Genomic DNA, 26,296 nt, shown 5'->3' with positions numbered 1-26,296 from the left:
TTTGGAATCAGGAATATTCCAACATATAATCCACGAGGTTAGTCTCTCTGCTAATGTCCAGTTTTTTCCTGAGCCTGTATCGGCTGATCTCCACTCCGCGTACGGAGATGTTCAGTAAGTTGGCAATCTCTTTCGAACTCATATTCATTCTCAGATAGGCACATAGTTTGATTTCCTGCGGAGTGAGGGATGGGTTGTCTTTTTTAATATTGGACAGGAAGTCCCCGTGTACCTGATCAAAATGCTTGGTGAACTGTTCCCAGCCCTCGTCTTCCGAGAGGTTTCGGTCTATGTCTCTGATGATCTTTTTGAAATTGTCCTTTGATCCGGACTTGGAAGTTTCTTTGATCGCATCTCTTATTTGGAGCATAAACTCGTTCTTATTGATGAGGTGCATGGTGGTAGTGGCCAGTTCACGGTTCTTGTGATCGATTTCTGAGCGGAGTTTGTCATTTCTGAGTTTAGTGATCTGTTCTTCCGATTTTTTGGAGACCTCCACGATTTCATTTTCCTTTTGTAAGAGTTCGCGCTTTTGCTTTAAAGTAAGTTTCTTTTTTTCATAACTGTGCCTCATGCTCAGCACCAGCATAGAAGCTCCGAAAATGACCAGCAGACCAAGTCCGTAAAACCCGTATGCCAGCTTAGACCTGTACCAGGGTGGGTATACCTTCAGTTGGAAGCTCGCTTCCTCACTGATGTCCCCGAATACGTTTTTGGCACGCACTTTAAAAGTGTACAACCCTTCAGAGAGGTTGGTGTATTCCTTTTCGGTCACGGTGTTCCACTCAGACCAGTCCTTCTCAAAATTTTCAAGTTGATACTGAAAGAGAATCTGATCCTGCCCGTCATAGTATGGTGAAGCAAACCTAAACTTGAGCGACGAAAAATAAGCTGAGAGCGAAACAGGCTCGTCTGAAGCCAATTGGCCGGTGCCTCCATAGATCAGGTGCTCCTCGTCTGTAGTAGCTTCAATGCTTCTTATAAACGTTCTGAAGGGTTGATCTCTCTGGTACTTTACGCTGGGGTTGAAATGTACAAAGCCTTCTTTTGCACCAAAGAAGACATTCTGGTGGTCAATGACACTTATGTTTTCCAGGTCATCCGAGAGGTACTTTCGTATTTTGGTAAAAGCAGCGGTGTGTTTATGGTAGCTTCCGTATTGGGTTCTTTCCAGGTAGCCCAGTTCATTGTCATTGAGAAAAAAGACATTGCCGCTCAGGTCGTGCGCCATGGCACGGACGTGAACGTTTTTGGAGAAGTAGGGCTCCATATCTGCATCACTGACAAACGCATCTTTTGAAGGGTCATAGTTGAAAATACCAGTTTCAGCAGGAAATACCAGCTTATTCCCACCCAGGGCGAAAACGTTGATGAGAATGTCTGAAGGGAGTCCTTTGTTTTTCCCATAGAAGGATATATTCTGAATGCGATCTCTTTTCTGATTGAAATTGATTTTGAAAATCCCCTTATAACCATGAGTCATAAATAGGACGGAATCTCCCGCAAACTCAAACACACGGCTTGATTCCCTGAATTCCTCAAGTTCATTTTCCACAGTGTATTGTCCATTGTTTTTTCTGAAAATCACAAAACCATCATAGGTACCTGCCAGTACACGGTTGGTTCCTATGGAGTTTTCGAATTTCCAGGTTCCGGTATGGTCGTAGAACTTGGTGGCCTGGTCATCTTCCACCAGAAAAGCTCCACCGTGGTGAGCCAGTAGTAAATCTCCGTTGACGTTTTGAGCATTGTATACTTGTCCGCCAGAGTTTTTTACCAGCTTATAGTCGGCAAGTTCAGTGATGGGATTGGGGTTGGCCTCCTGATAGAAAAGGCCGTTGCTGGTGCCGAGGTAGAGTTTGTTATTGTGCAGCGTGGCACAATATCCGGTGCCGGGAAGCCCGGACTGTTCATCGATCATGGAAAAAGGGGAGGCCAGTTCTACCATACAAATTCCGTTATTGAGTCCCACCCAAAGGTTATTGAATTGATCCTCATGCAGCGCCAGAACCGTCCGGTTGTTCAGACCTTTTCCTTTGGTGAGGTGGTTGACCACAGTGCCATTGGGAGAAAGGATTAGGAGTCCATTGTTTTGGGTGCCGATGGCCATGTTGTTGTTCTCCAGAAGAATGGCTTTGTTGATCAGGGAGTTTGCGAGAAACTCAGTGATTGGAAGGTCCCATTTTCTGAAAGACCCGTCCCTGTAGTGGTAGACAGTTCCGTTTTTTTGAAAAATGAGGAGACTGTTGTTTTGATAAGGAATGATGGCTGTGATTTCATTATGTTCCAGGACTTGGCTCCCTGGTATTATCGTAAAGGAGTGACCATTCCATTTGGCTAGTCCTGATGAAAGGGATGCGGCATACAACCCGTTGGCCACCTGAAAAACGAGATTAAAGTCTATGTCAAGGTGCAGTTTACGCACAGTCTTGCCGTCATAAACTACCAGACCCAGGTAGGAGCAGAAGAAGATGTTGTTTTCGTACTTGATGATCTTCCATATATCCTCCAGGTTCCTGTCTTTTTCCTCTAGCTGTCCTAACAAGCTTTCAAAACGGAGATTGCCCTGGTCATCCGCCTCAAAAAAACCGATCTGATTTTGCCCTCCTATATAGATCCTGTTGTCGGCATCCACAAACACGGATCGGAGGCGTGTGTTGTTTTCTACCAGGTACCTTCTCCAGCTATTTCCGTCATACTCGAGCAGTCCAAAATTGTTAGCAACGTAAATGAAACCCCTGCTATCCCTGCTAATGTCCCAGTTTTGAATACCACCCTGATAGTCGTTGGTATTGTAGGTATTGGTGAGTGGTATTTTGGAAAATTGATAATAATCTGGCTGAGACATTGCAATATTTCCCAATAATAGACCTATCACCAGTAAATATGAGTAGTGAACGTGAGGTTGACTATTGAATAAGCTGAACTTTTGAGGCATGTTGTGTTATCTATGAAAATGAATATAAATAGGAAAAGTTAGAAAAACCCATTATTTCTTCTCAAAGGCATTTTTTGTACCTCATTGTTGTGGTATTGATGAGGTGTGAAATGTAGTGTGATGTAGTATTGATGTATTGTGTTTTCAGCTTTTGAGCAACCCATTCAGATAAATTGTGCAAACGTTTTCAGGCAAAAGTCCTCAGGAACGTCATCGTTTAATTATTAAAAACACAATTATTAAAGTCGATTAGATGGGAATTTTACAAATCATTCATTTTCGGGGATTTTTCACTTTTCTGATGCTAGGTGTGACTGTACTTACGGCTACTGCTCAGGGAAGAGTCATCTCCGGCATCGTGACGGATGGAGGTGATGGCTCAGAGATGCCAGGCGCTACCATTCTTGAAAAAGGTACCAGCAATGGCACCATTACAGATATCGATGGGAAGTACCAACTGACCATTACAGGAGATGATCCTGTGATCATTGTTTCTTTTGTAGGCTTCGAAGCTCAGGAGATCAGAGTGGGAGCACAATCTGTGATCAATGTGGCCCTGGATATTTCTTTGTCTGAGCTCAGTGAGGTGGTGGTGATTGGATACGGTGTTCAGCAGAAGCGTGTCGCCACCGGTTCCATATCCAAGGTGGATGCCAAGGACATTGAAGGGTACAAGGTACCCAACGTGCTTTCGGCCATTGACGGTCAGGTATCAGGAGTAATGGCCGGAGAGTCTTCCGGTCAGCCCGGGTCGAGTAAGTCAGTGTTCATTCGGGGTATCAGTACAAACGGTGACAATTCTCCACTCTACGTGGTGGATGGTCTTACGGTGAGCAGCATTGATAACCTGAATCCTTCGGACATTGAGTCTGTGGATGTCTTGAAAGATGCCGCATCCACAGCGATCTACGGTGCGAGAGCCGCCAATGGTGTAATCATTATCACCACCAAAAAAGGGAAGGATGGTACAGGAGTGCTGTCCTACGAGGGGTTTACCTCGTTTTCTAACCCCTGGAAAATGCCCGAAATGCTCAACTCTGAGCAATACATAGAGCTCACACGTGAAAAGTTTGCCAATAGCAACAGAACAGCCGCCTTGAACGACCTTGGGTTTCCGAATGTAGGCGACGCAACACCAAACACCAACTGGATGGACGTGATCACCGATCAGGCGACCATGATCAATCACCGTTTGACGGCCACTCTGAATAATTCCTATATATCACTCGACTATTGGGATCAGCAGGGTGTGATAGGGGGTGACAAGTCAAACTACAAGCGATATGCCATCCGGTTGAATAGCAGCAAGCCCGTCAACGATTACTTCACAGTAGGTCAGAATCTTTACCTCAACCGAACAGAAAATCAAAACCTCGGTGTGAATAACGCTTTTGGAACGATGGTGGCAGACGCATTTGCGTATGACCCCACCACGGATGTGTACGATGCGGATGCTGAGTACGGATTTGCTCAGTCGAACTGGGTTCAAAAAGAATACATCAATCCTCTGAGCCGTCTGTTTTTGGCAGACAATGCGGGCCATGCCGATCAGATTCAGGGCAATGTATATGTGAAATTCGAGCCCATCAAGGGACTTACTTTTCAAAGTGACCTGGGTATTGATTTCAGCTGGTATGATTACCGGTCTTTTACACCCGACTACAACTATCACCCCTCTTTTTTTAGTGTGAATAATGGCATTTCACAGGGGTATGGATTTGGACAAAGAATTCAGTTTGAGAACTATGCCAACTATACGAAGGACCTGGGCAATCATTCTTTGAACGTAGTGCTGGGAACCTCCTATTTGGGATCGGAGTTCCGCACTGCCGGAGGTTCGACGCTGAACATCCCGGATGCTGCTAAATTCAATGATCAGTTTCAGTATATAGATGCTGGTCAGGATACCAGCGACCTGGCCTTTGGCCGAGCCAGTGTGGATTATAGATTATTGAGTTACTACGGCCGGGTCATCTACGATTACCGTGACAAGTACCTTTTTAGCATTACCCTCAGACGTGATGGCTCGAGCAGGTTTGGATCTAACAACCGCTGGGGGTTCTTTCCTTCTATGTCTTTGGGTTGGGTGGTGTCTGATGAAAACTTTTTCCCTACCAGTCCCATCAGTTTCCTGAAGATCAGGTCGAGTTGGGGTGTGAATGGTAATGACAGGATAGGCGATTTGGGGTACTCTTCTCAGGTGGTGAATGCCTTTAGTTATGCGCTGGGCGTAGACCATGCCCTCAATCGGGGTTCTGCTTTGGCCACAGTGCCTAATCCTAATCTCAAATGGGAGGAGAGTGTGCAGTTCGATGTGGGCTTGGAATTGAAGTTTTTCAATGATCAGCTTTCAGCAGAATTTGACTACTACGTAAAAACCACACGGGATCTTTTGGGTAATGAAATTGTACCCGGATACCTGGGTGTTACCGACTTTCCACTATCCAATCTTGGAGAGATTCAGAATAAGGGACTGGAAGCATCAGTGGCCTATAAGCAGCGAATCGGAGCGCTTACATTGAACACTCGCTTGAACTACACCACCTTTAAGAATACCGTCAATGAAGTACCGGGCTCATCTACCTTTATCAACGGGTGGAGCTGGCCAGTGCGGAATGCAGCCATTACCAGAATGTCTGAAGGTGAGCCTGTTGGCCACTTTGTTGGCTACAAAACCCTGGGTATTTTCCAGAGCGAAGCGGATGTGTTTTCTCACCTGAGTAGCAGTGGGGATGTTTTACAGCCTAATGCAGCGCCCGGAGATTTGATTTTTTCAGATGTGAACAAAGACGGAGTGATCAATACGGATGATATTACTTCTATAGGATCTCCGTGGCCGGATCACATCATCGGACTTAGCTTTTCAGCCAACTTCAAAGGCTTCGATTTTAGCGCTCTTTTCTCCACACAAATAGGGCATGATATCTTCCGTACCTATGAGCGATCCGACATCACTTTCACCAATTATCAAACCTTTTGGCTGGATAGATGGACAGAAGAGAACCACAGCACGAAGTACCCAAGGTTGACTTCCAATGATCCGAATGGTAATCAGCGACCTTCTGACTTCTATGTGGAAGATGGCTCGTTTCTCCGATTGAGAAATATTCAGATTGGTTACAATATTCCAGCTTCCCTTTTAGAGAAAATTAAACTCACCGGTGTGCGGGTATACCTCTCAGGAAACAACCTGCTGACGGTCACCAAATACACCGGGTTCGATCCTGAGATCGGTACCAACGGATGGATTCTGGACTCAGGGATTGACAAGGGATATTATCCATCCAACAAGACCATCGGTGCAGGAGTGAAAATCACCATGTAATTCAAAAAAGGAACTACGGGTTAAGAAAAATCAAAAAACATGAAAGCATTTAAAATATTTATTATCGCCCTCATTCTATGTGCCGCTTGTAGTGAGGAGACTTTAGAAGTGAAGCCGGTCAATCAATACCTGTCGGAGAATTTCTATTCCACGAATGAACAGGTTTATGCGGCCCTTATTGCGGCATATGATCCCATTGGGTGGTCTATGGCCTTTGGTCAGTGGGTATCACCTGTGATGTTTGGCGAGATCAGATCTGATAATGCCAATGCAGGTGGGGATCCTTCCGACAATGATCAGCCTGCATGGCAGGAACTGGATGATTTTAGGGAGACCAATACCAATACCCTTCTGCAGCCAATTTATCGCAAGCACTATATCGGGATTTTCAGAGCTAATCTGGTCATTCTTCAGACAGAATTGACCACCCCTGAGGTGGAACGATATAAGGCTGAGGCGAGGTTTTTAAGGGCCTATTATCACTTCGAACTGTTCAGACATTTCGGTCCTCTGCCGGTAGTCACTGAGCTGCTAACACCGGATGATATCAACCTGGAGCGAAGCACCATGGCGGAGATGATGACGGCCATTACTGATGACCTGAAGGCGGCCATTGATGTGCTGCCCACTACTTTATCGGATGTAGAAGTTGGGAGAGCTTCCAGAGGGACGGCACAAGCCTTGCTGGGCAAGGTGTATTTGTACTGGGCCGATCTGGATGGCGATGATCCGGCCAAGTTTGACCTGGCAGCCCAGTATCTTCAGGAGGTGGTTAATTCAGGTCAGTACGATTTGGTAGATGATTTTTCTACTTTGTTTGATTACGGCACCAAAAACCCAATAGAATCTGTATTGGAAATACAGCATACGAATCTGTGGCCAGGCGATTGGGGCTGGTTCGAAGGGATTGAAGCGAATGGGATACTACAACTGTGCGGGATCCGCGGACTCTGCTCAGGCCATCCGGAGTATGCCGCCGGGTGGGGATTCATGCTACCTACCCAGGATTTGAATGACCATTTCCTTCCGGATGATCAGTATAGGAGAGATGTGGCGATCGTGTCCATACCCGAGCTTACTCAGGAGGTGGCAGATGCAGGAGCGCCTGATTGTGGTGTGGTGGTAGACATTACTCAGGTAAATCCACAGGATCATACAGGATTCTGGCAGCAGAAATTCTCCAACTACAAAGCCTACAATGGCAATAATGTGAACGGGGGAGACCCTAACCTGACTAAAGATGCGAATACTTATGCCATCCGATATGCAGACGTGCTCCTAATGCTGGCAGAAGCTTTGCACAGGGGTTCAGGCTCGGATGCGAATGCACTCACCTATATCGACCTGGTGCGTGAGCGGGCTGCTGGTCCTGGTGACAATACCGGAAGTTTCAAGACCGGACAGACCATCATGACGGAGCAAAGCTGGACGCTACTGGATCTTATCTGGTATGAACGCAGGGCAGAGCTTGCAGGTGAAGGAGACCGCTGGTATGATCTGGTGAGAAGTGGCAGAGCTACATCGGATCTTTTCAGTGGAGACCCGATCAGGTCAGGCAATCTCGACGCCCAAAAGGTATGGATTCCAGTGGCATTGGAAGAAACCAGTGTAGCACATCAGATTTCCACTTATCCTGAAAATGAACTTTTCCAATGATAAAAGAACATAAATCAATTAATCTAAACTAAAAATCTAATGAAGAAGCAAATGAAAAATTATATCCGAAACGGATGGCTTTTAATGAGTGCGCTGACACTCGTTTTTCTCGCCTCATGTAATGAGGACGATCCGGAACCCAAAGAAGTGGTGGCGAGCTTTCAGTTCGAAGTAGGGGAAACCAATTTCCTGGAAGTAACCTTTTCAAATTTCTCTCAAAATGCCACAACTTATGCCTGGGATTTTGGTGATGGTGAGACCTCTACAGAGGAAAGCCCGGTACACACTTATGCATCGGCCGATACTTATGAGGTAAAACTCACAGCAACGAACGACGCTGGTGAATCTGCAACAAGAACACAGTCAATCACTCTTTCTGATCCTGATGAAGAACTGACCAAACTAGCAGGTGTAGAATCTAAGACATGGATTTTACAAAGAGAAGGAGTGGTATTGGGTATAGGACCCGATCCCGGGAATACGGATTGGTGGAGTTTTGGTGGAGTGACTCCACATGGAGATCGTCCTTGTATTTTGGATGATGAGTACACATTTAATCGCGCTGACCTTTCGTTTGATAAAAACACCAATGGAACCCTCTTCACAGACGGAACCGGTAACGGCGGATGGAATAATGCAGTGCCGGATGTGTGTAATAGTGAATCTACCGTGGATTGGACGTCAGAGGGAAGTATTGATATGAGTGCTTACAAGAATGGCGGAGACTACTCGTTTGAGTTGAGCGCCAATACCCTGACTATATCTGGTGATGGTGTCTACATTGGGTTGGCGAATAAAACGAATGCCGGTGATATAGGCACTGCTTCAAGTCCGCAAAATCAGATCGTCTATACAATCGTTAAATTGGTAGATAATGATGACGTGGATTCTCTGCACCTGGCTATGCAAGTGAATGGAGAGGCCGTCTACTGGAATTTCTTCCTTGTGCATTATGATGATGCTTCTTTGATCCCTCCGATTCCTTCGGCTGAGCCTAGAGCAGCATTTTCATCTGCCGCTGAGAACCTTGTAGTAACCTTCACAAATTCATCCGCAAATGCTACAACCTACGCCTGGGATTTCGGCGATGGTGGTACTTCCACTGATGAAAACCCTGTACACACCTATGCAGAAGGCGGTGATTATGATGTAACACTTACAGCATCGGATGATGGAGGACTGTCTTCTAGTGTCACTCAAACAGTTTCTGTGAGTGCCGCTTCTTATTCATCAGATGTATGGGCATCAGCAGAAGGTAAAGTATGGACGCTGGCGCCAGTGGCCGGTGCTTTCAGAGTTGGACCTGGCATAGGCAGTGGAGAATGGTTTGCAAGTTCTGCTGATGATGCCACGGCTCGTGCTTGTCAGTATGATGATGAGTTCGTATTCGCCTCTGATGGTTCTTTCACCTTTGATTCTAAGGGGGCCATGTATGGCGAAGGATTCATGGGAGTGGATCCTGCAGGATGTGTGGATGACGGTGATATCGGAGGAGTTTACGCAGGATTTGTGACCAGTACTGGTTACACATTCACCACTACAGATGCTACAGATACGGAGCGAGCTTCTATCACAGTAACTGGAAATGGAGCATTCCTGGGATTCAATAAGGGCTATAATGGCGGAGAGTACAATGGTACAGATGCTGCGCTTCAGGGGGCTACCACGTACAAAATTTTCTCTTACTTCAACGATGGTACCGTGGAGAGAGTGGATGTGGCTGTAGATATCTCTGCTGAGCAGAACGGAACTGCCTGGTGGACAATGATTTTACAAGCGAAATAATCACTTCTTCATATTTACTTCAAATCGGGTGTTTCTGAAACACCCGATTTTTTTACCTTTTACAATTGATATTAGAATAAATGCAGGTTTTTATAAAACTTTTCTTGCCCTCAATACTCATTTTGTCACTTTTCGGTTGTGATTCCGGAGAAGGTGAGCCCTCACCTCAATTGCCCGGTATTTCTATCAATGACCTGGAAATTTCCGAAAAAAAGGAAGATTTTAACATCACCCTGGATGTTGCACTTTCTGAGGTTTCAGCCGACCTAATCGTTGTTTCATACGAAACCGTGGAGGGGTCTGCTATGGCCAATCAAGACTTTAAACATATCACCGGACAGCTTATTTTCCAGGCTGGTTCCAAACGTGAAAGCATTACGCTCACTATACTGGGTGATGAAAAAATGGAGGAAGATGAGTCCTTCTTAATCCGACTCTTTGATCCGGCAAATGCCGTAATGAATGACAGTTCAGCGACGATTGTCATCAAAAATTTTGACACTACGCCTCCTCCGAACGAGCTGGTGATCCCCACTCAGGGATATATGTCGCCAGAGAGTTATGAGGGTTGGAACCTGGTCTGGCAGGATGAGTTTGACCAGGAATCCCTCAATACCGCTGACTGGACTTACGAAATAGGCAATGGTCATAGTGGTTGGGGAAATAATGAACTGGAATATTATACCGACGAGAATACGTCTATGGTGGACGGAAACCTGGTCATTACAGCCAAAAAGGAATCCAAAGGAGGGTACCATTATACCTCTTCAAGAATTATCACGAAAGACAAACAGGAATTTAAATATGGGCGTGTAGACATCAGAGCAGTGTTACCATTTGGTCAGGGAATATGGCCTGCGTTGTGGATGCTGGGGGCTAATATCGACCAGGTTAGCTGGCCTGCATGTGGTGAAATTGACATCATGGAGTTGATTGGTGGAACCAATCGTGATAACACCACACATGGAACTGCTCACTGGAGTGGTGCCAATGGGTATGCTAACTATGGTGGCAGTAAAAAGTTGAGTTCCGGAATATTCGCAGATGAGTATCACGTGTTTTCTATTATCTGGAATGAAAATTCTATTACCTGGCTGCTGGATGGCGTAGAGTTTCATGTGATAGACATTACTCCGGCAGACCTTTCTGAATTCAGAAACGATTTCTTTCTCATATTCAATGTGGCTGTAGGAGGAAATTGGCCCGGGAGTCCCAATTCGAGCACCGTTTTTCCCCAATATATGATTGTAGACTACATTCGCGTCTTTCAGACACAATAGAAACTAAACATAGCGTAATGATTAATTTAATGAAAAGCATTCTGGGGTTGCTGGTTATCTCGCAAGTATGGTACAGTTGTTCGCAAGTGAAAAGCGGAAACCTTTCGGATCAACCTGAGGAGAAGGTGATGAAATTGGTTTGGGAGGATGATTTTACCGATCCGGTCTTAAATGAAGAGAAGTGGACCGCTATGATTGGTGATGGCTGTCCGGATTTTTGTGGCTTTGGTAACAACGAACTCCAATATTATTCTGATCGGGAGAAGAACCTTAGAATCAAAGACGGCAAGCTCATCATTCAGGCCGTCAAGGATACGCTGGGCAATAGCGCTTATTCAAGTGCAAAGATCGTCACCAAAGGCAAAGGAGATTGGAGATACGGAAAAATACTGGTTCGGGCAAAGGTTCCTTACGGCCGGGGCACCTGGCCTGCCATATGGATGCTGCCAACTATGGAAGGAGATAGGAAATGGCCCCTGGATGGCGAAATAGACATCATGGAGCATGTAGGCTACAATCAGGGAGTGATCTATGGCACCATTCATTCCAAGAAATATAACCACCTCATCGGTACCCAAAAGGTAGACAGCATCGCCTTGCCTGATGCTCATGAAACCTTTCATGACTATAGTTTGGAGTGGACCGAAACGTCCATGACCTGGTCCATTGATTCACAACCTTATTATACCATTCAAAAGGGGGAAGAAGGCTATGAAGGGTGGCCTTTCGATCAGCCTTTTCACCTGATTTTAAACCTGGCAGTGGGTGGAAATTGGGGCGGAAAGTATGGTGTGGAAGACAGCATCTGGCCTCAAACCCTTGAAATAGATTTTGTAAAAATTTACCAATAGACAACATGATAAGATACCTAAGCCTGGCGATCATTATGGCGATCATTTCCGTGAGTTGCCAACCTTCTGTGGAAACAAATACCCCTTCAGATCAGACCATTTCCGACAAGGTGGATAGCCTCATGTCGCTCATGACACTCACCGAGAAAATCGGTCAGACCAATATGTATAATGGCACATGGGAGTTTACGGGCCCTGTTCCCGCCGACAATGGCAGTCAGGAAAAGGCCGAGCAAATCAAAAATGGAATGGTGGGAGCCATGATCAATGTACTTTCTGCAAAAGCTACCAGAGAGGCCCAGAAAATGGCTGTAGAAAACAGTCGCCTGGGTATCCCACTTCTCTTTGGATATGATGTCATACATGGGTACAAAACCATGCTTCCCGTTCCGCTGGCGCAAGCGGCCAGTTGGAATGAGTCTGCAGCGCGGCAGGGAGCAGAAATAGCTGCCCGGGAGGCTGCTTCAGCGGGTCAACACTGGACATTTTCACCTATGATAGATGTGAGCCGTGACGGTCGATGGGGACGTATCATGGAGAGTGCGGGAGAAGACCCGTACCTAAGCTCCGTGATGGCCAGGGCTTGGGTTCAGGGGTATCAGGGGGAAAGCCTGGCGGATCCTGCTACCATAGCGGCCTGTGCCAAGCACTTTGCAGCCTATGGTTTTGCCGAAGCGGGGCGAGATTACAATACGGTGGATATCTCTGATCAGACGTTGTTCAATGTGGTTTTTCCTCCGTTCAAGGCGGCAGCCGATGCAGGTGTAGCCACATTTATGAATGCATTTAACGAAATTAATGGAGTTCCGGCCACAGGGAGTACTTTTCTCCAGCGCGATATTCTTAAAGGAGCCTGGGATTTTCAGGGGTTCATGGTTTCAGATTGGGGATCGATAGGAGAAATGGTCACTCACGGGTTTGCCCGTGATAATAAGCACGCAGCAGAGCTGGCCATGAATGCCGGAAGTGATATGGATATGGAATCTCGGGCATTCGAGCGCGAACTGGAAGCACTTATAACAGAGGGTAAGGTGGATGTAGTGGCACTCGATGATGCAGTGAGGCGTATTTTGAAGTTGAAATATGAGCTGGGCTTATTCGAAGATCCTTATAGGTACTGTGATGAGGAGCGGGAGAAGAATACCCTGCTGGCAAGGGAAAACCTGAAGGGTGCCAGGGAGGTGGCACAAAAAACAATGGTTTTACTCAAAAATGAGGGCAATGTTCTTCCTCTGTCTAAAGAAGTGAAATCCATCGCCGTGATAGGGCAACTGGCTGCCAGCAAAGACATTCCACTTGGAAACTGGAGAGGTCAGGCCGTGTCCAACTCTGCCGTTTCGTTATTGGAAGGAGTACAAAGCGCGCTGAGCACGCAATCAAAAGTGTCATTTGCAGAAGGGTACGTCCTTTCCAAGGGCACGAGAGATTTTATTCATGAGTTGGACATTCAACCTGGAAATGAAGATGGATTTCCTGAGGCAATCAGATTGGCTAAATCCTCGGAGGTGGTGATCATGGCATTGGGTGAAGACTGTTACCAAACAGGAGAGGGAAGGAGTCAGGCGGATATCGGCCTCAAGGGAAATCAGCAGCAACTGCTGATGGAAATTTTGAAGGTCAACAAAAACGTGGTTGTGGTATTGATGAATGGAAGGCCTCTGGCAATACCTGAGGTAATGGACCAGGCTCCGGCGATCATTGAAGCATGGTTTGCGGGGTCTGAGGCTGGCAATGCCATAGCAGATGTTATTTTTGGTGACTATAACCCGTCCGGGAAACTTCCTGTGTCATTCCCGTACCATGTAGGTCAGGAGCCCTTGCACTACGACAGAAAGAATACCGGCCGTCCGGTGACCAATGAATTTGACAATGGGCTTGTGTTTTGGTCACACTATACAGATGCGCCCACAGAAGCGTTGCTTCCGTTTGGGTTCGGACTGAGTTATTCCTCCTTTGAATATTCTAATTTTTCAATCACCCCAAAGGAGAAAGGAGCAACCATCACTGTAGAGGTTACCAATTCATCCAATGTAGCTGGTACAGAGACCGTCCAGGTTTATGTTCGGGATATGGTGGCTACTGTGACACAACCGATCAGGCGTCTGGTGGATTTTCAGCAAATAGAGATATCCGCAGGAGAGACCAGAAAAGTTACTTTTGACCTGTCAGAGCAGGACTTTGGGTTTTATCACAAAAACTATCAGTTCTATGCAGAGGACGGCGCGTTCGATGTGATGGTCGGAGGAAATTCAAGAGATTTACTATCCATGGGGGTAACACTCTCATTCTGAGCACCAAGCACTTATCCATCCATTGCTTGCAAGGATAATTCAGTGACATTCAGCTGCTTTGGTTCCTGATAATACCCAGTTTTGGGGGTTGTTATTATAATTATTTTTAAGGTACTTAGTACTTTATTAAGAATTCTACCCAAGAAGCCAATTCTATGATGACCAAAATAATCACCGCATCGTTTGTAGTTTTATCCCTTTTTGTTAATGTTTTTGTACTGGGTGCCCAGGAAATCAGGAGAGCTACTGAGGCTGAAATCTCCACCTATCAGGAAGAGCTGAGCAAAAAGACGAAGGAGCACAGGACTGACCTGGCTAAACCGTCTGTGAATGGCACGAATGTGGCTCAGCCTACTGTGGCCCAGCCTACCCCTGATACTCAGGAGAAGACTTCTGCTCAGAAGATTGAGGAGAGAGTGATCAGTGAAAATGCCAGTAAGTCTCTTGAATACCGGGAGTTGGCACTGGAACGTTTCATTAGGGAGTTCAACCAGAAAAAGCAAAGACCCATGCAGGATGTTGGCCAGCCTTCATTTGAGCGTGTGGCTCCGAGATCTGAAGAGGACCTTGAGGAAGTAAATGATGAATTTTTGGAAGATGCAGACCTTAAAGCCCTCAAACTTTCCATTCATCAGAAAAATATAGAGGATCAGAAAAGACTGATTGAAAATGGTTTTGGGTCGGCCAATGAGCGTACCTCAGTGCGAAATACTAAAGCTGCTGAGATTAAACCAACCAATACCAAAGATGACTCATGGTACCAGTCGCTTTCTGGCAGCTCTAAATCTTATGAGGTCACGCCAGAAGAGCGAATAGAAGAATTGAAGCAGCAGTCAAAAGAAAGGTCCCGGCAAAGGGCTACTGTGCGGAACTCACGACAAGCCGAGCGAATTGGCTTTCAGGCTGACTCTACGGTTACTTCCGATTCATTGGCTTTGGTGGATTTTTACTACGCCATGAATGGTGATTTTTGGTATGACAATTCCAACTGGCTGTCTGGCCCGGTGAATACCTGGGTGGGTGTCGATTGGAGTAGTTACGAATATGAAGAGGTAGGCGATACAAGTTCCACTTTTAAGACAGTGGTGTATGTGACAGGATTGAACTTATATGATAATAATTTGTCGGGAATTTTACCCACTTCTATAGGTGATTTGGATTCCTTGTTCTATCTCAGTCTGGGGTACAACATGATCACAGGTGACATACCGGAAGAAGTGGGTAACCTTACCAGATTGGATAACCTTGACCTTGGGGGTAATTTCATAACCTCAGTACCTGGTAGTATAGGTAACCTCACTGATCTTGGCAATATTTCGCTTTGGAATAGAACCTATGACGATTATGGTAATTTTATCACAGACGGGATTACAGATTTACCCGCAAGCCTATGGACGCTTCTGAACCTTTATAGCTTGGATTTGGGAGGACATCAGATTAGTGCCCTTTCAGGAAGTGTGGGCAACCTTACAAATCTGGAGTACCTATATTTATGGGGAAACAATCTTCAGAGTCTCCCTGCTTCTGTTTGGAACTTATCCTTGCTAAAAATCTTGGCCTTAGGTAGTAATCAAATTACTTCGATTCCCACGGAGATAGGTAATTTATCACTTCTCTGGGAATTGGGCTTGGCAGACAATCAACTCACGGATCTTCCAGAATCCATTGGAAACCTGGATTCGCTGAGATATTTATATGCCAACGACAATCAACTTACTTTCATTCCTAGCAGTATCGGCAATTTGACCAAGCTGGAACACCTTGGTCTTTGGAGTAATTTCCTGTCCAATGATATTTCTGATTTCTTTGGGTTAAGCACTTTGCAATCATTGGTTATTTATAATAATCAACTCACAGGTACCCTGGATGGTGTCTCAGGGTTATCAAATCTTTATCAGCTTTCCATTGGGTCTAACCAAATCAGTGGTAGCATTCCAGCCGAAATAGGCTCACTAACGAATTTGAATTACCTGTGGGCGGATAATAATCAGCTGAGTGGTTCACTTCCTGCCGAACTTTTCGAGTTACCGGCCATTATTGAAATAGACCTTTCCTCTAATCAGATTACAGGTGAGTTCCCCGTGACCACCGGAACAGAATCTTTGTCCTATTTGAGGTTAGCTCACAATGGAATCACTGCACTTTCTTCAGGCATTGGTAATTTCCCCAACCTGAACTCCCTTTATATCGAATTCAACGAGATAGCCGGAAACTTACCCGAAGAGTTAAGTGCAGATACCGCGTTAATTAACTTTTATGCTTACAGAAATCAGTTCACTGGTACCATTCCTGATTCATATTCCAGCCTGATTCATATGAGCCAAATCGTGTTAGATGATAACCTCTTTGATGGAGTGTTACCATCTGCGATAGGGAGCTGGACTGAGCTGACCATCTTCAGTATTTCGAGAAATGGTTTCGTTGGGGCAGTGCCTGCTTCAATGAATAACCTGATGTATATGCAGGAACTCTGGATAGATAATAACCAACTGACCAGTCTTCCTGATTTAAGCGGACTATCCTCTATGTATGGATTTTGGGGCTACAACAATTACTTTGAGTTTGACGACTTTGAGCCATTGATGCAAACCTATGCAAGCTTTAATTTGGAACCTCAGTATACCCCTGAGCCTACCTTTGAGATCGTATCTGAAGGGACTGAAGTATTAATCGATGCTACCATTGGTGGAAGCACAAATCACTACCAGTGGTACTTCAACGGTGAATGGCTGGATGCGGGAGATACTTCTGTGCTGGTGATTCCTAGTCTGAGCAACTCCACAGCAGGTACCTACTGGTGTGAAATTTATAATGATTCCGTTACTAACCAGACCGGTCTCCACTTATACAGCGGCGATCGAACCTACTGGATTTCCGCACCGGTTACAGAAAGTGATTCTCTTGCCCTGGTGGATATCTATAAAGCCACCCGCGGAAGAGATTGGTACAATGCCAATAACTGGCTGAAAGCACCAGTAGCCATGTGGGAAGGAGTTTTTTTGAAAGATGGCAGAGTGACCAAGTTGGATTTGTATGATAAAAACCTGCAGCGTGGGCTACCTCCTTCTATAGGAGATCTGGATGCACTTGAGTGGTTGAGTTTGTATTATAACCCTGGCTTGAGATCTATCCCCGGAGAGTTATACACACTCACGAATCTTCATTATCTGGATTTAGATATCACAGGCATTGATAAAATTTCCCCCTCCATTGGCCTTCTGACCAATTTGGATACGCTTTGGATTGGAGGCAATAATTATGAAACTAAAATTCCTGCAGAGCTTTTCAGCCTCACGAAACTTAAAACCCTTGAAATGGCTGGTGCTGGATTCAGGGGAACTATTCCTGATGAAATAGGATCATTAACAGAGCTTGAAGCTTTGTGGCTAAGTAATATGCCAAAGATAAGGGGTGATATTCCTGCATCAATGTCGTCCCTGTCTAAATTGGCTTATTTGAATATATCCGGGACACCTTTTACCGGTGGATTGGAAAATATTGCCGGGGTTACCAGCCTGACATCATTATACCTGTATAACAGCCCATTAGCACTGACTACATTACCGTCAAGTTTATCAGCCCTGACCAATTTGGAGAGTCTCAATATGAGTGGTGGAGACTTTTCAGCGGGATTGCCTGCTGTGATCTGGGAGTTCAGCCAACTGAAGAGACTGACACTAGCTTATATGCAGCTAACAGAAGTCCCGACTGAGCTATCTGGCGTGAGTCTGGAATACCTTAACATTGGGAATAATTCAATCACAGGTGGACTTCCTGCAGATATGAAAGTGGATCAATTGAAGTATATCTACTTCCAAAACAATGATATAGATGATATTTCGGTATTGGAAAATGCCGGCTTATTGGAAACCTTGATCGGGTATAACAACCGTCTGGATTTTGCAGATCTCATCCCGTTAATCCCATATTTTGAAAACAATCAGCAGTTTGATGTTGGTTATCAGCAGAGCTTACCGGTTTCCTCTGAGTATGTTCAGCTGTCTGTGGGAGAGTCTCTTAACCTCACAGTGGATATTTCGGCTGACAGCATCACTTATATTGATTGGTATCAGAATGGATCCTATGTGGGGTCGGGTTCTACATTCACAATAGATTCGGTGACTAATCCAAATTCAGATGGGTACTACGAAGCCTATCTATACCATGATGTAATCTCGCCACTCGTGGGATTGCAGCTTTACAATACACCAGTTGATGTACAGGTGGTGGAGACAGTGCTGGCGGCCGATTCTACGGCTTTGGTTTCTTTTTATAATGCGATTAGCAATTCATCTGATCAACTGTATAACTGGCTCGAGGGTCCGGTGGAGACATGGTATGGTGTAGAGGCCTACGGTGGGCGTGTACAAGGACTGAGCCTTTATGGATTGGAAGGCACCATATCCGGGACAGGTTTGGGAAGTTTGGATGCGCTGACTTTCCTTCAGCTTTACGGTGGAAACCTCGAGGGAGGTATCCCAGTTGAAATTTTCTCATTGCCCAATCTTGGGTTTATTGATTTGGGAAATAACCGACTTACTGGAAGTATTCCTTCAGAAATTGGCAACGCCTCTCAGTTGGGCTTTATTGGATTTTCCGGAAACTTCCTGTCTGGAAGTATTCCTTCAGAAATAGGTCAGATCCCTAATGTTTATGAGTTGTTCTTAGATAATAATCGACTAACCGGAGCCGTGCCTGAGAGTTTTAATCAGGTTCAGTGGGGTGCTCTTGGATTAGACAGAAACCACCTGACGGATCTCCCTTCTGGGTTGGATACGGCTTTGATGTATGCCTATCACGTGAACTTTGAATATAACCAGTTTGACTATGAAGATCTCGCGAGGGGATCTGGTAATGCTGTATATTCAGATTATTCTTATGCACCTCAGGAAAGCACACGAGAGATTTATTTCACAGGTGATGCTACCGTTGGTGGTACAGTCACACTTCATGCTGAACGTCAGGATCCCAATGACGAGTTTTACTGGTATAGGGCTAGAAAGGGTGACTATGAGCCCTTTTATGACGAGTTTGGATATACAGGAACTGATTCCACCTACACCTTTACCATTGATTCTGAATGGGATCAGACCAAGTACATGGCTGTGGTTAGAAATTCTGGCTATAAAAATGGTGACTATCGGTTTCTCTCAACCCAGTTAGTTGTAGATCCTTTCAAAAAGAGATTTGCGTCCTCAATGTCGGCCATTCCTATTGACATTAGCAGTTTGGGATCTGACTTAGGAGGCGTGGGAACACCGGATACGCCACCTATTATGGATGGTGATGGATGGGAATGGTGGCTATATGATAGCTGGTGGCACAATGCCATTGAACCCGATCTGGACACCCTCAAAATGTATTACACTGATAGCGCTATTGCGATCAATTATGTCCGATTGCATTCTCCTGGCGGTGAACTGAATGTTACCACAATGACGCTTTATGGTGCCGGAGGTGAGAAAATTGAAGTACCTGTATATCGTGAGATTTACGGATATGAAAATCAGCTGAAATTTCCGAAAACGAGTTTTGCTGTGAATCAGATAGATTTTGCCGTGACCAATGGCTCTGTGGATGCAATAGAAATTGGTGATACCGGATCTGATGAGATAGATCCTCCGGTTCTAAGTGATTTTTATACTGAAATAGGCAGAGATTATCTTTATGTAGAGGTGATTAATCCTGGTTTTGCGGACTACATCGTGCTGGAGCGAGGCACTGACGGGGTGAATTTTGATGTGATTGATACAATCGGCTATACCGGTTGGTATTACGATGAAGTTTCACCGGGCACATACCATTACAGAGCAAAGGCAGGATATACTGCATTCGGAGCAGAAAGTGGATACTCTAATGTTCTCAAGACAGGAAATTGCGAGCCTGTCATTCCTTTGGATAAGGTTTGGGCAGGAATAAGCACAGGGTTAGGTGACTATGAAGGAATCACGAGTACCAGAGATTCTGTGTTCATTTATGAGTCCTGGAGCTATGGCTCCTTCAATGTATCAGACATTTCAGCTGGCTGGTACGATCAATTCTGGGGTTACCATGAAGAACTTGGATTTTTCAGAGAGAAGTGTGACAATGTGGTTGGTTATTCACAATATGGGCAAATACCTGAAGTCAATGCTACATATGAAAATGACACGCTCTACCTGGAATGGAAAGATTTCGGATTTAACTTTCATGTAATATCTAAATTCTATGTGATTGGCGATGCTCCAGAAAACGAGTTGTATGAATTGTATGAGCCTGAAAATGTCACGGCTTATTTGATAAGCAGTTCGTCAATTGGCCTTACCTGGGATACATCAGATGGTTCTAACGAGTTTATCGTTCAGAGATCAGAAGGGGACGCTACTAATTTTGTGAATGTTGATACAGTAATCAACCAGCAAAAATATGCAGATGTTAATACGCTCGATGGGAGACACTATTACTACAGGGTTATAGCTAAGGCGGGTAACCTCATCTCATACCCTTCTGAGGAAGCGAACATCATTCACAAGGCGGCGTTATTTGAGCCTGTTTCCAACGCGGTGACCGAAGACATTACCAGAACAAGTTATGGTGGGGCATGGGCAGATTTTGATGGAGACGGAGATGACGATCTTTATGTCACCAATGCTTTCGATCTGGCAGCTAACTTCTTGTATGAAAATACTGGAAATGGCACCTTCAAGAAGATCATTGGGACCATAGCCACTACAGAAATTGGATTTACAAGATCGTCCTCATGGGGAGACTACGATAATGATGGCTTTACAGATCTCTTTGTGCCTTTCAATGGAGAGGGCGACCGTATCTACAGGAACACAGGAAGTAAGAGTTTTGTAAAAACCAACACCGCTGTAGCAACAGCCACATTGGATTACAGATCAGAAGCAGGTGCCTGGGTGGACCTGGACAATGACGGAAACCTGGATCTTGTTACTTCTGCAGGTTTTGTGTTCACCAATGATGGCGCCGGAGCACTGACTCTATCCGCGACATTGGAGTCTCAGGATGGTTTGCTCCCTGAATTACCCATCCTTATCTGGACGGTAAGTAATGTCGATTTTGATAATGATGGAGATCAGGACATCTATTTTACAGGAGATCAACAGAACATGTTCTTTGTCAACGATGGTACTGGTCAGTTGTCCTACGTAGAGAACACCATTTCTAATGATTTTGTCAGAGGGCGTGGCTACACGTGGGCAGATTTCAATAATGATGGTTTCCTTGATTTGATGACTGGAGACCGGAATGTAGAAGCTCTTGGTTTATACCTCAATGATCAAAACGGTGATTTTGAGTTTTTGCACATTACCGCGATATCCAATGACTATGATGGTAATGACAATGTTCGATTTGGAAGAGGCTACACCAGTGGCGACATGAACAATGACGGTTGGCAGGATCTGGTCTGGACCATAGAAGACAGGGCTTATATCCTCTATAATGCCGGTAATCTCACCTTTGATCTGGTGGACGTAGATGAGCAGGCATTTCCAGAAACCAACTTATTTTCGCACATTTCTCTGGCCGATATAAATGGTGATGGCGCACTGGATATCTTCTTGCCGAATCAGGATTTCAATGGTCACAACTTCATTTACGTGAATAATGTGAAAACCAATAACTGGATCAGTGTAAAACTAAAGGGGATTGAATCCAACAGGTCCGGTATTGGTGGTCGCGTAAGGGTGAAGGCCAACAATGCCTGGCAGGTTCAGGCTGTGACTTCACAGAATGGAATTAGCAGTGGCAATAGTTTGCGCACAGAATTCGGAGTAGGTACGGCCACTGTGATCGATAGTATAGCTGTGGATTGGCCATCTGGGTTAACCACTTACGCACTGAATGTGACGCCTAATAAGTTCATGACTATGGTAGAGGTTCCTGTTGCATCAGGGCCTACAGTGAATGAGGATGATTCTACGGCCCTGGTGGCACTCTATAATGCTACTGCAGGTGCCAATTGGATTAAGCGTGAAGGTTGGCTGGAAGGATCGCCACTGGCATGGGAAGGAGCTAATTTTGATGATAATGGGAGACTGGTTTCACTGATTCTGAATGATAATAATCTGGTCGGTGCCATTCCTACAGAGATTACCAACCTTACCTCATTGGAGGTGCTGGATCTTAGCGGGAATCAACTGACAGGAAAAATCCCGGAGGCACTGGGTAACATGACTACCCTGTACAATCTTTCCTTAAATGACAATCAACTGCAAGGAACGATACCAGCTTCTGTAGGATCATTGGTAAACCTTCAAAATCTGGATTTGTATAATAATAATTTCCTGGGTGAACTGCCTGCTACTTTAGGTAGCTTATCAGAACTGAGACAGTTTGAAATCCACAACAATGGGTTTATTGGTTTCGTGCCGGAAACCATAGGCACGTTGACCAATTTGCAGGTATTGCGCCTGGATAACAATGACTTTGAAGGCCCTCTTCCTGAAGGGCTTGGAGGGATGGCGAGTTTGCAGGTACTTTATGTGAACGACAACCATTTCACAGAGTCACTTCCTGCTTCATTGGGTGGTCTTAGTGAGTTGTTGCAGTTGAAAGTTCAGAACAATGAGTTTTCGGGTGATCTACCTGCTAGCTTGTCTGCGCTCACTGGTATCCAGTACATTGACATCAGCAATAACCTGTTTTCCGGTTCATTGAGTCCTCTGGCTGAGTTGGACACCATTTACTATCTCAATGCGGACAAGAACAGGTTTACCGCCCTTCCGGATTTTGCTTCAAATTCTGCTGATACCATTTTTGTAAGGAATAACTCCCTTGATTTCGAAGGGTTTGAGTTGAATGCGAGTCTGATTCAGGGTGGAAGACTACTGGTTAACCCACAGGATTCTCTTTTTGCCCGTGTAGACTCCCTTCACAATGTTGGGGTGGGAATTGAGATATTCTTCGAAATTGGAGGTGCTTCTAATACCTATACATGGAAGTTCAACGGCGAGGTGCTCGAATCCAGTACTGGTGTAGATGTTTTCGAGAGTTCGGTGCTGATTGCGAGTCCGGATACCCCCAACGAAGGTGAATATATCCTGGAAATTACTAATGAGAGTTTCCCTGATGTGAAGTTGGTAACCCGGCCATTTAACCTGAAGCTATCTTCGCTGGAGAGGGACCGAAGAGCATTACTGGCCTTCAAAGACGCTGTTGATCAGGGGGCTTTTAAATTCAATCTTACAACATGGACAGGAGATCTGACCAGCAGTTGGGAGGGAGTGACTGTGGAGGATAATAGGGTTACTGCCCTGTCTTTGCCCGCTGAGATTGATACAGACCTGACGGATGGAGATCAAAGCAGAATCCTGGAGGGCAGTGTGCCGGCATCTTTTGCTGACTTGAGCGGTCTCGTTACTTTGGACCTGAAAGGCAACTACTTAAGGTCTTTCCAAAACATCTCCAAGTGGCCTTCCATTACTTCAGTAGATATTAGTAACAATCGACTGGCATTCAAAGACATCATTCCAAACCTGGGTCTTACGAGCACAGCCACATTCAATTATGTTCCTCAGCGAAGGTATGATGAGACAGTCTATGACACCATTCAGGCAGGAGAAAACCTACAGTTGGGCATCCAGATGAGCGGAACTGGTCTTCAATACCAATGGAAGTTCGGAGCTTATATCCCGGGACAACCCTATAATAATGATGTGGCCAATATTACGGGAGCCAATTCAAGGGTTCTTCAAATTGAGAGTATTGACTATAGCAAAATGGGTACTTACAGAGTGGAGGTGACTCATCCTCAGGTGCCTGATTTGACTATCACCAGTAGAAATAAGAACATCATGGCGAGCACAGACATCTTTGGGACTGTCTTTGCTGACAATAGCAATACTTTGCTTACTGATGGCCAGGTGATTATCTACAGAAGAACCCCGGCAGGACCATTTGTGGCTGAGGATACTACTGAGGTAGATGCCACCGGTTTATATGGGTTTAGTAACGTGGTTTTGGGAGATTTCATTGCCTTGGCCAGACCTGTTCGAAGCATCTTCCCAAACACCATCCCTACTTATTACGAGCAGGCTGAGCTTTATCGTGATGCCACCACAATAGAAGTAAGAGAGCGGATCGAGGGTGTTGACATCCAGATGATCTTTTATCAGGAACCTGACGTGAAGGAAACCGGCGCAGATTTCGTAGGGGAGTTGTTTACCGATATAGAGGATGAAGGGATAGTGGACGAAGAAGGCTCCAGGGTGAATGCACGACGAAAGGTGAAAAGGGCCGCCTGTTCGATGCGTAGGTTTGTCAGGAGCGGAAGAGGTATTCAGGAGGATATTTATGAGCTCTATGCTTACGTTGAATCGGACGACGAGGGTAGGTTCAATTTCGAAGGTGTGGAAGAAGGTAAATACCTGCTCAACATCGAATACCCCGGAGTTCCGATGGATCCAAGTTCTGACATTGAGTTCATAGTGGGTGGAGATAAGGAGAATCAGTTGTTTACCCTTACAGCCGTGATTACTGAAAACGGAATTGAGGTGGAGGCTACAGAAGTCCTGTATTCCCTCAAGCCATATATCAAAAATGTCAAGCTGTATCCAAACCCTACCGAAAACATACTTACGGCTGACTTCCTCGTATACCGAAAGCTTAACGATCTGAAGTTAGAAGTAGTGGATGTGAAAGGCGTGAAGCTTTGGGAACAGGAGCTTAACCCTAAAATGGGTGCTCAAAATACCAGGGTTGATTTAACTACCTATCCTACAGGCGTATACTTCATAGTGTTTACTGATGAAGCTGGAACGTTCCGGCAGCAAGTGAAGATTGGTAAGAAGTAGTTTTCCAACTGGTTAAAAAAACGCCCTCTCAGTATCTGAGAGGGCGTTTTTTTTAAATCCGGGGTATTCACAGATGCTGCCGGAACCTTTCGTCAGCGGGTGAAGAAAGTTAATAAATAACCGTTTTGCAGCTGATTTACATTTTAGGTTGCAATTTTAACTTCCACCCCGATAGTAATCGGGGCGGTTTTTTTTATCTTGGCGCCATGGAAGAATCGCCTAATGTACCACCTCCATTTAGTTACCGTTTTAGCCCTAATGTCCCGGAACTTTTGCAAGCGCTGAAGTGCTCTTTGGCCATTAGTACCTATCAAACCGGCAAAGTGATTATTTTCTCACCAAAAGACCAGGATAGTCTGGTACAGTTGCCAAGAAACTTTAATCGCCCCATGGGAATGGCCATTAGTGGTAATAAGTGGGCCATCGCTACCCGGGATCAATTGTTGGTAACTTCTAATGCACCAGGACTTGCAGCGAATTACAAGCCCAATCCTAACACTTATGATGCACTTTATGTACCACGGGTTAGCTACAATACCGGCACACTGGATATCCATGACCTGAGCTGGGCAAAGGAAAAGCTGATTGCTGTTAATACCCTCTTTTGTTGTCTCATGGAGAATAGCGATGAGTTCAGTTTCACCCCTATTTGGAAGCCGCATTTTATCTCCGAGTTAATGCCTGAGGACAGGTGCCACCTCAATGGGATGGCACTAAAAAATGAACAACCAAAATACGTGACCGCACTGGGAGCAACGAATACCCCTCGAGGTTGGAAGGATGGAATGCTTACCTCCGGCATCCTGATGGATGTAGACAGTAATGAAATCATTGGCAACAACCTTCCTGTTCCACATAGTCCAAGATTGTATTCGGATGGTTTGTTTATGCTCTTGTCAGCTACCGGTGAAGTGGTAAAAGTGAATCCTGAAACCGGGAAGTATGATGTCTTGACTAAGTTGAATGGTTTTTTAAGAGGGATGGACAGAGTAGGAGATTATCTCTTTGTGGCCATGTCCCGGCTCCGTCAGGGCAGTTCTCTGTTCAAGGAAGCGCCCATTGCCAAAGAGTCAGTTCATTGTGGGATTAGCATCATTTATATTCCATCTGGTCAGCAGGTGGGCTTTATCGTCTATAATAACACCGTTGAAGAACTCTTTGAGGTAAAGGCCTTGCGGAACACCCTTAGGCCTAATGTGCTGAACATGGACAAAGGGGTGCATCAGCAGACCATTGTCACATCCGACCAGGTATTCTGGACAGAGGCGGATGATAACAAATCATGAAGATTATCTGAATGCCCTTCTCGTCATTGTATTAATGCTTAATTATGTGTAAATTTCCACCAATTTTAGGATTATTCTTAGTAAA

At 45.2% G+C, this 26,296-nt stretch carries 9 protein-coding genes; 8 read left to right on the top strand and 1 reads right to left on the bottom strand.

Going from position 1 to position 26,296, the window contains the following annotated elements; translation table 11 throughout:
- Positions 1 to 7: 7 nt before the first annotated feature.
- Positions 8 to 2,848, bottom strand: coding sequence for a triple tyrosine motif-containing protein (locus RIH33_RS04870; protein ID WP_406652582.1), 2,841 nt, complete (start codon positions 2,846 to 2,848; stop codon positions 8 to 10).
- A 343-nt stretch (positions 2,849 to 3,191) separates the two neighbouring features.
- Here RIH33_RS04870 and RIH33_RS04865 point away from each other — a divergent pair, with 343 nt between their 5' ends.
- From RIH33_RS04865 to RIH33_RS04830, 8 genes are all read left to right on the top strand, one after another.
- Entirely contained in the window at positions 3,192 to 6,263 is a 3,072-nt protein-coding gene (locus RIH33_RS04865) for a SusC/RagA family TonB-linked outer membrane protein (RefSeq protein ID WP_406652581.1), read from the top strand.
- Between the two features lie 39 nt (positions 6,264 to 6,302).
- Positions 6,303 to 7,919: a RagB/SusD family nutrient uptake outer membrane protein gene (locus tag RIH33_RS04860; RefSeq protein WP_406652579.1), complete on the top strand. Its 1,617-nt coding sequence runs from the start codon at positions 6,303 to 6,305 to the stop codon at positions 7,917 to 7,919.
- Between the two features lie 39 nt (positions 7,920 to 7,958).
- Positions 7,959 to 9,704 carry a PKD domain-containing protein gene (locus RIH33_RS04855; RefSeq protein ID WP_406652577.1) on the top strand — a complete coding sequence of 582 codons (1,746 nt, stop codon included), beginning with the start codon at positions 7,959 to 7,961 and terminating at the stop codon, positions 9,702 to 9,704.
- Between the two features lie 104 nt (positions 9,705 to 9,808).
- Complete coding sequence (locus RIH33_RS04850) at positions 9,809 to 10,984, top strand: family 16 glycosylhydrolase (RefSeq protein WP_406652575.1); 1,176 nt, start codon at positions 9,809 to 9,811, stop codon at positions 10,982 to 10,984.
- 17 nt (positions 10,985 to 11,001) lie between these two features.
- Entirely contained in the window at positions 11,002 to 11,835 is an 834-nt protein-coding gene (locus tag RIH33_RS04845) for a family 16 glycosylhydrolase (RefSeq protein WP_406652574.1), read from the top strand.
- A 5-nt stretch (positions 11,836 to 11,840) separates the two neighbouring features.
- A complete protein-coding gene (bglX, locus tag RIH33_RS04840) occupies positions 11,841 to 14,126 on the top strand; it encodes a beta-glucosidase BglX (RefSeq protein ID WP_406652572.1) in 2,286 nt (761 codons plus the stop codon).
- A gap of 155 nt (positions 14,127 to 14,281) precedes the next feature.
- Positions 14,282 to 24,925, top strand: coding sequence for an FG-GAP-like repeat-containing protein (locus RIH33_RS04835; protein WP_406652570.1), 10,644 nt, complete (start codon positions 14,282 to 14,284; stop codon positions 24,923 to 24,925).
- Between the two features lie 206 nt (positions 24,926 to 25,131).
- Positions 25,132 to 26,211: a TIGR03032 family protein gene (locus RIH33_RS04830; protein ID WP_406652569.1), complete on the top strand. Its 1,080-nt coding sequence runs from the start codon at positions 25,132 to 25,134 to the stop codon at positions 26,209 to 26,211.
- The last annotated feature ends 85 nt before the right edge of the window (positions 26,212 to 26,296 follow it).

This window comes from Marinoscillum sp., from assembly GCF_040222955.1.
Classification (GTDB): Bacteria; Bacteroidota; Bacteroidia; order Cytophagales; family Cyclobacteriaceae; genus Marinoscillum.
The sequence above is the reverse complement of the archived record's forward strand: the minus strand, read 5'-3'. Positions and strand labels throughout refer to the sequence as shown.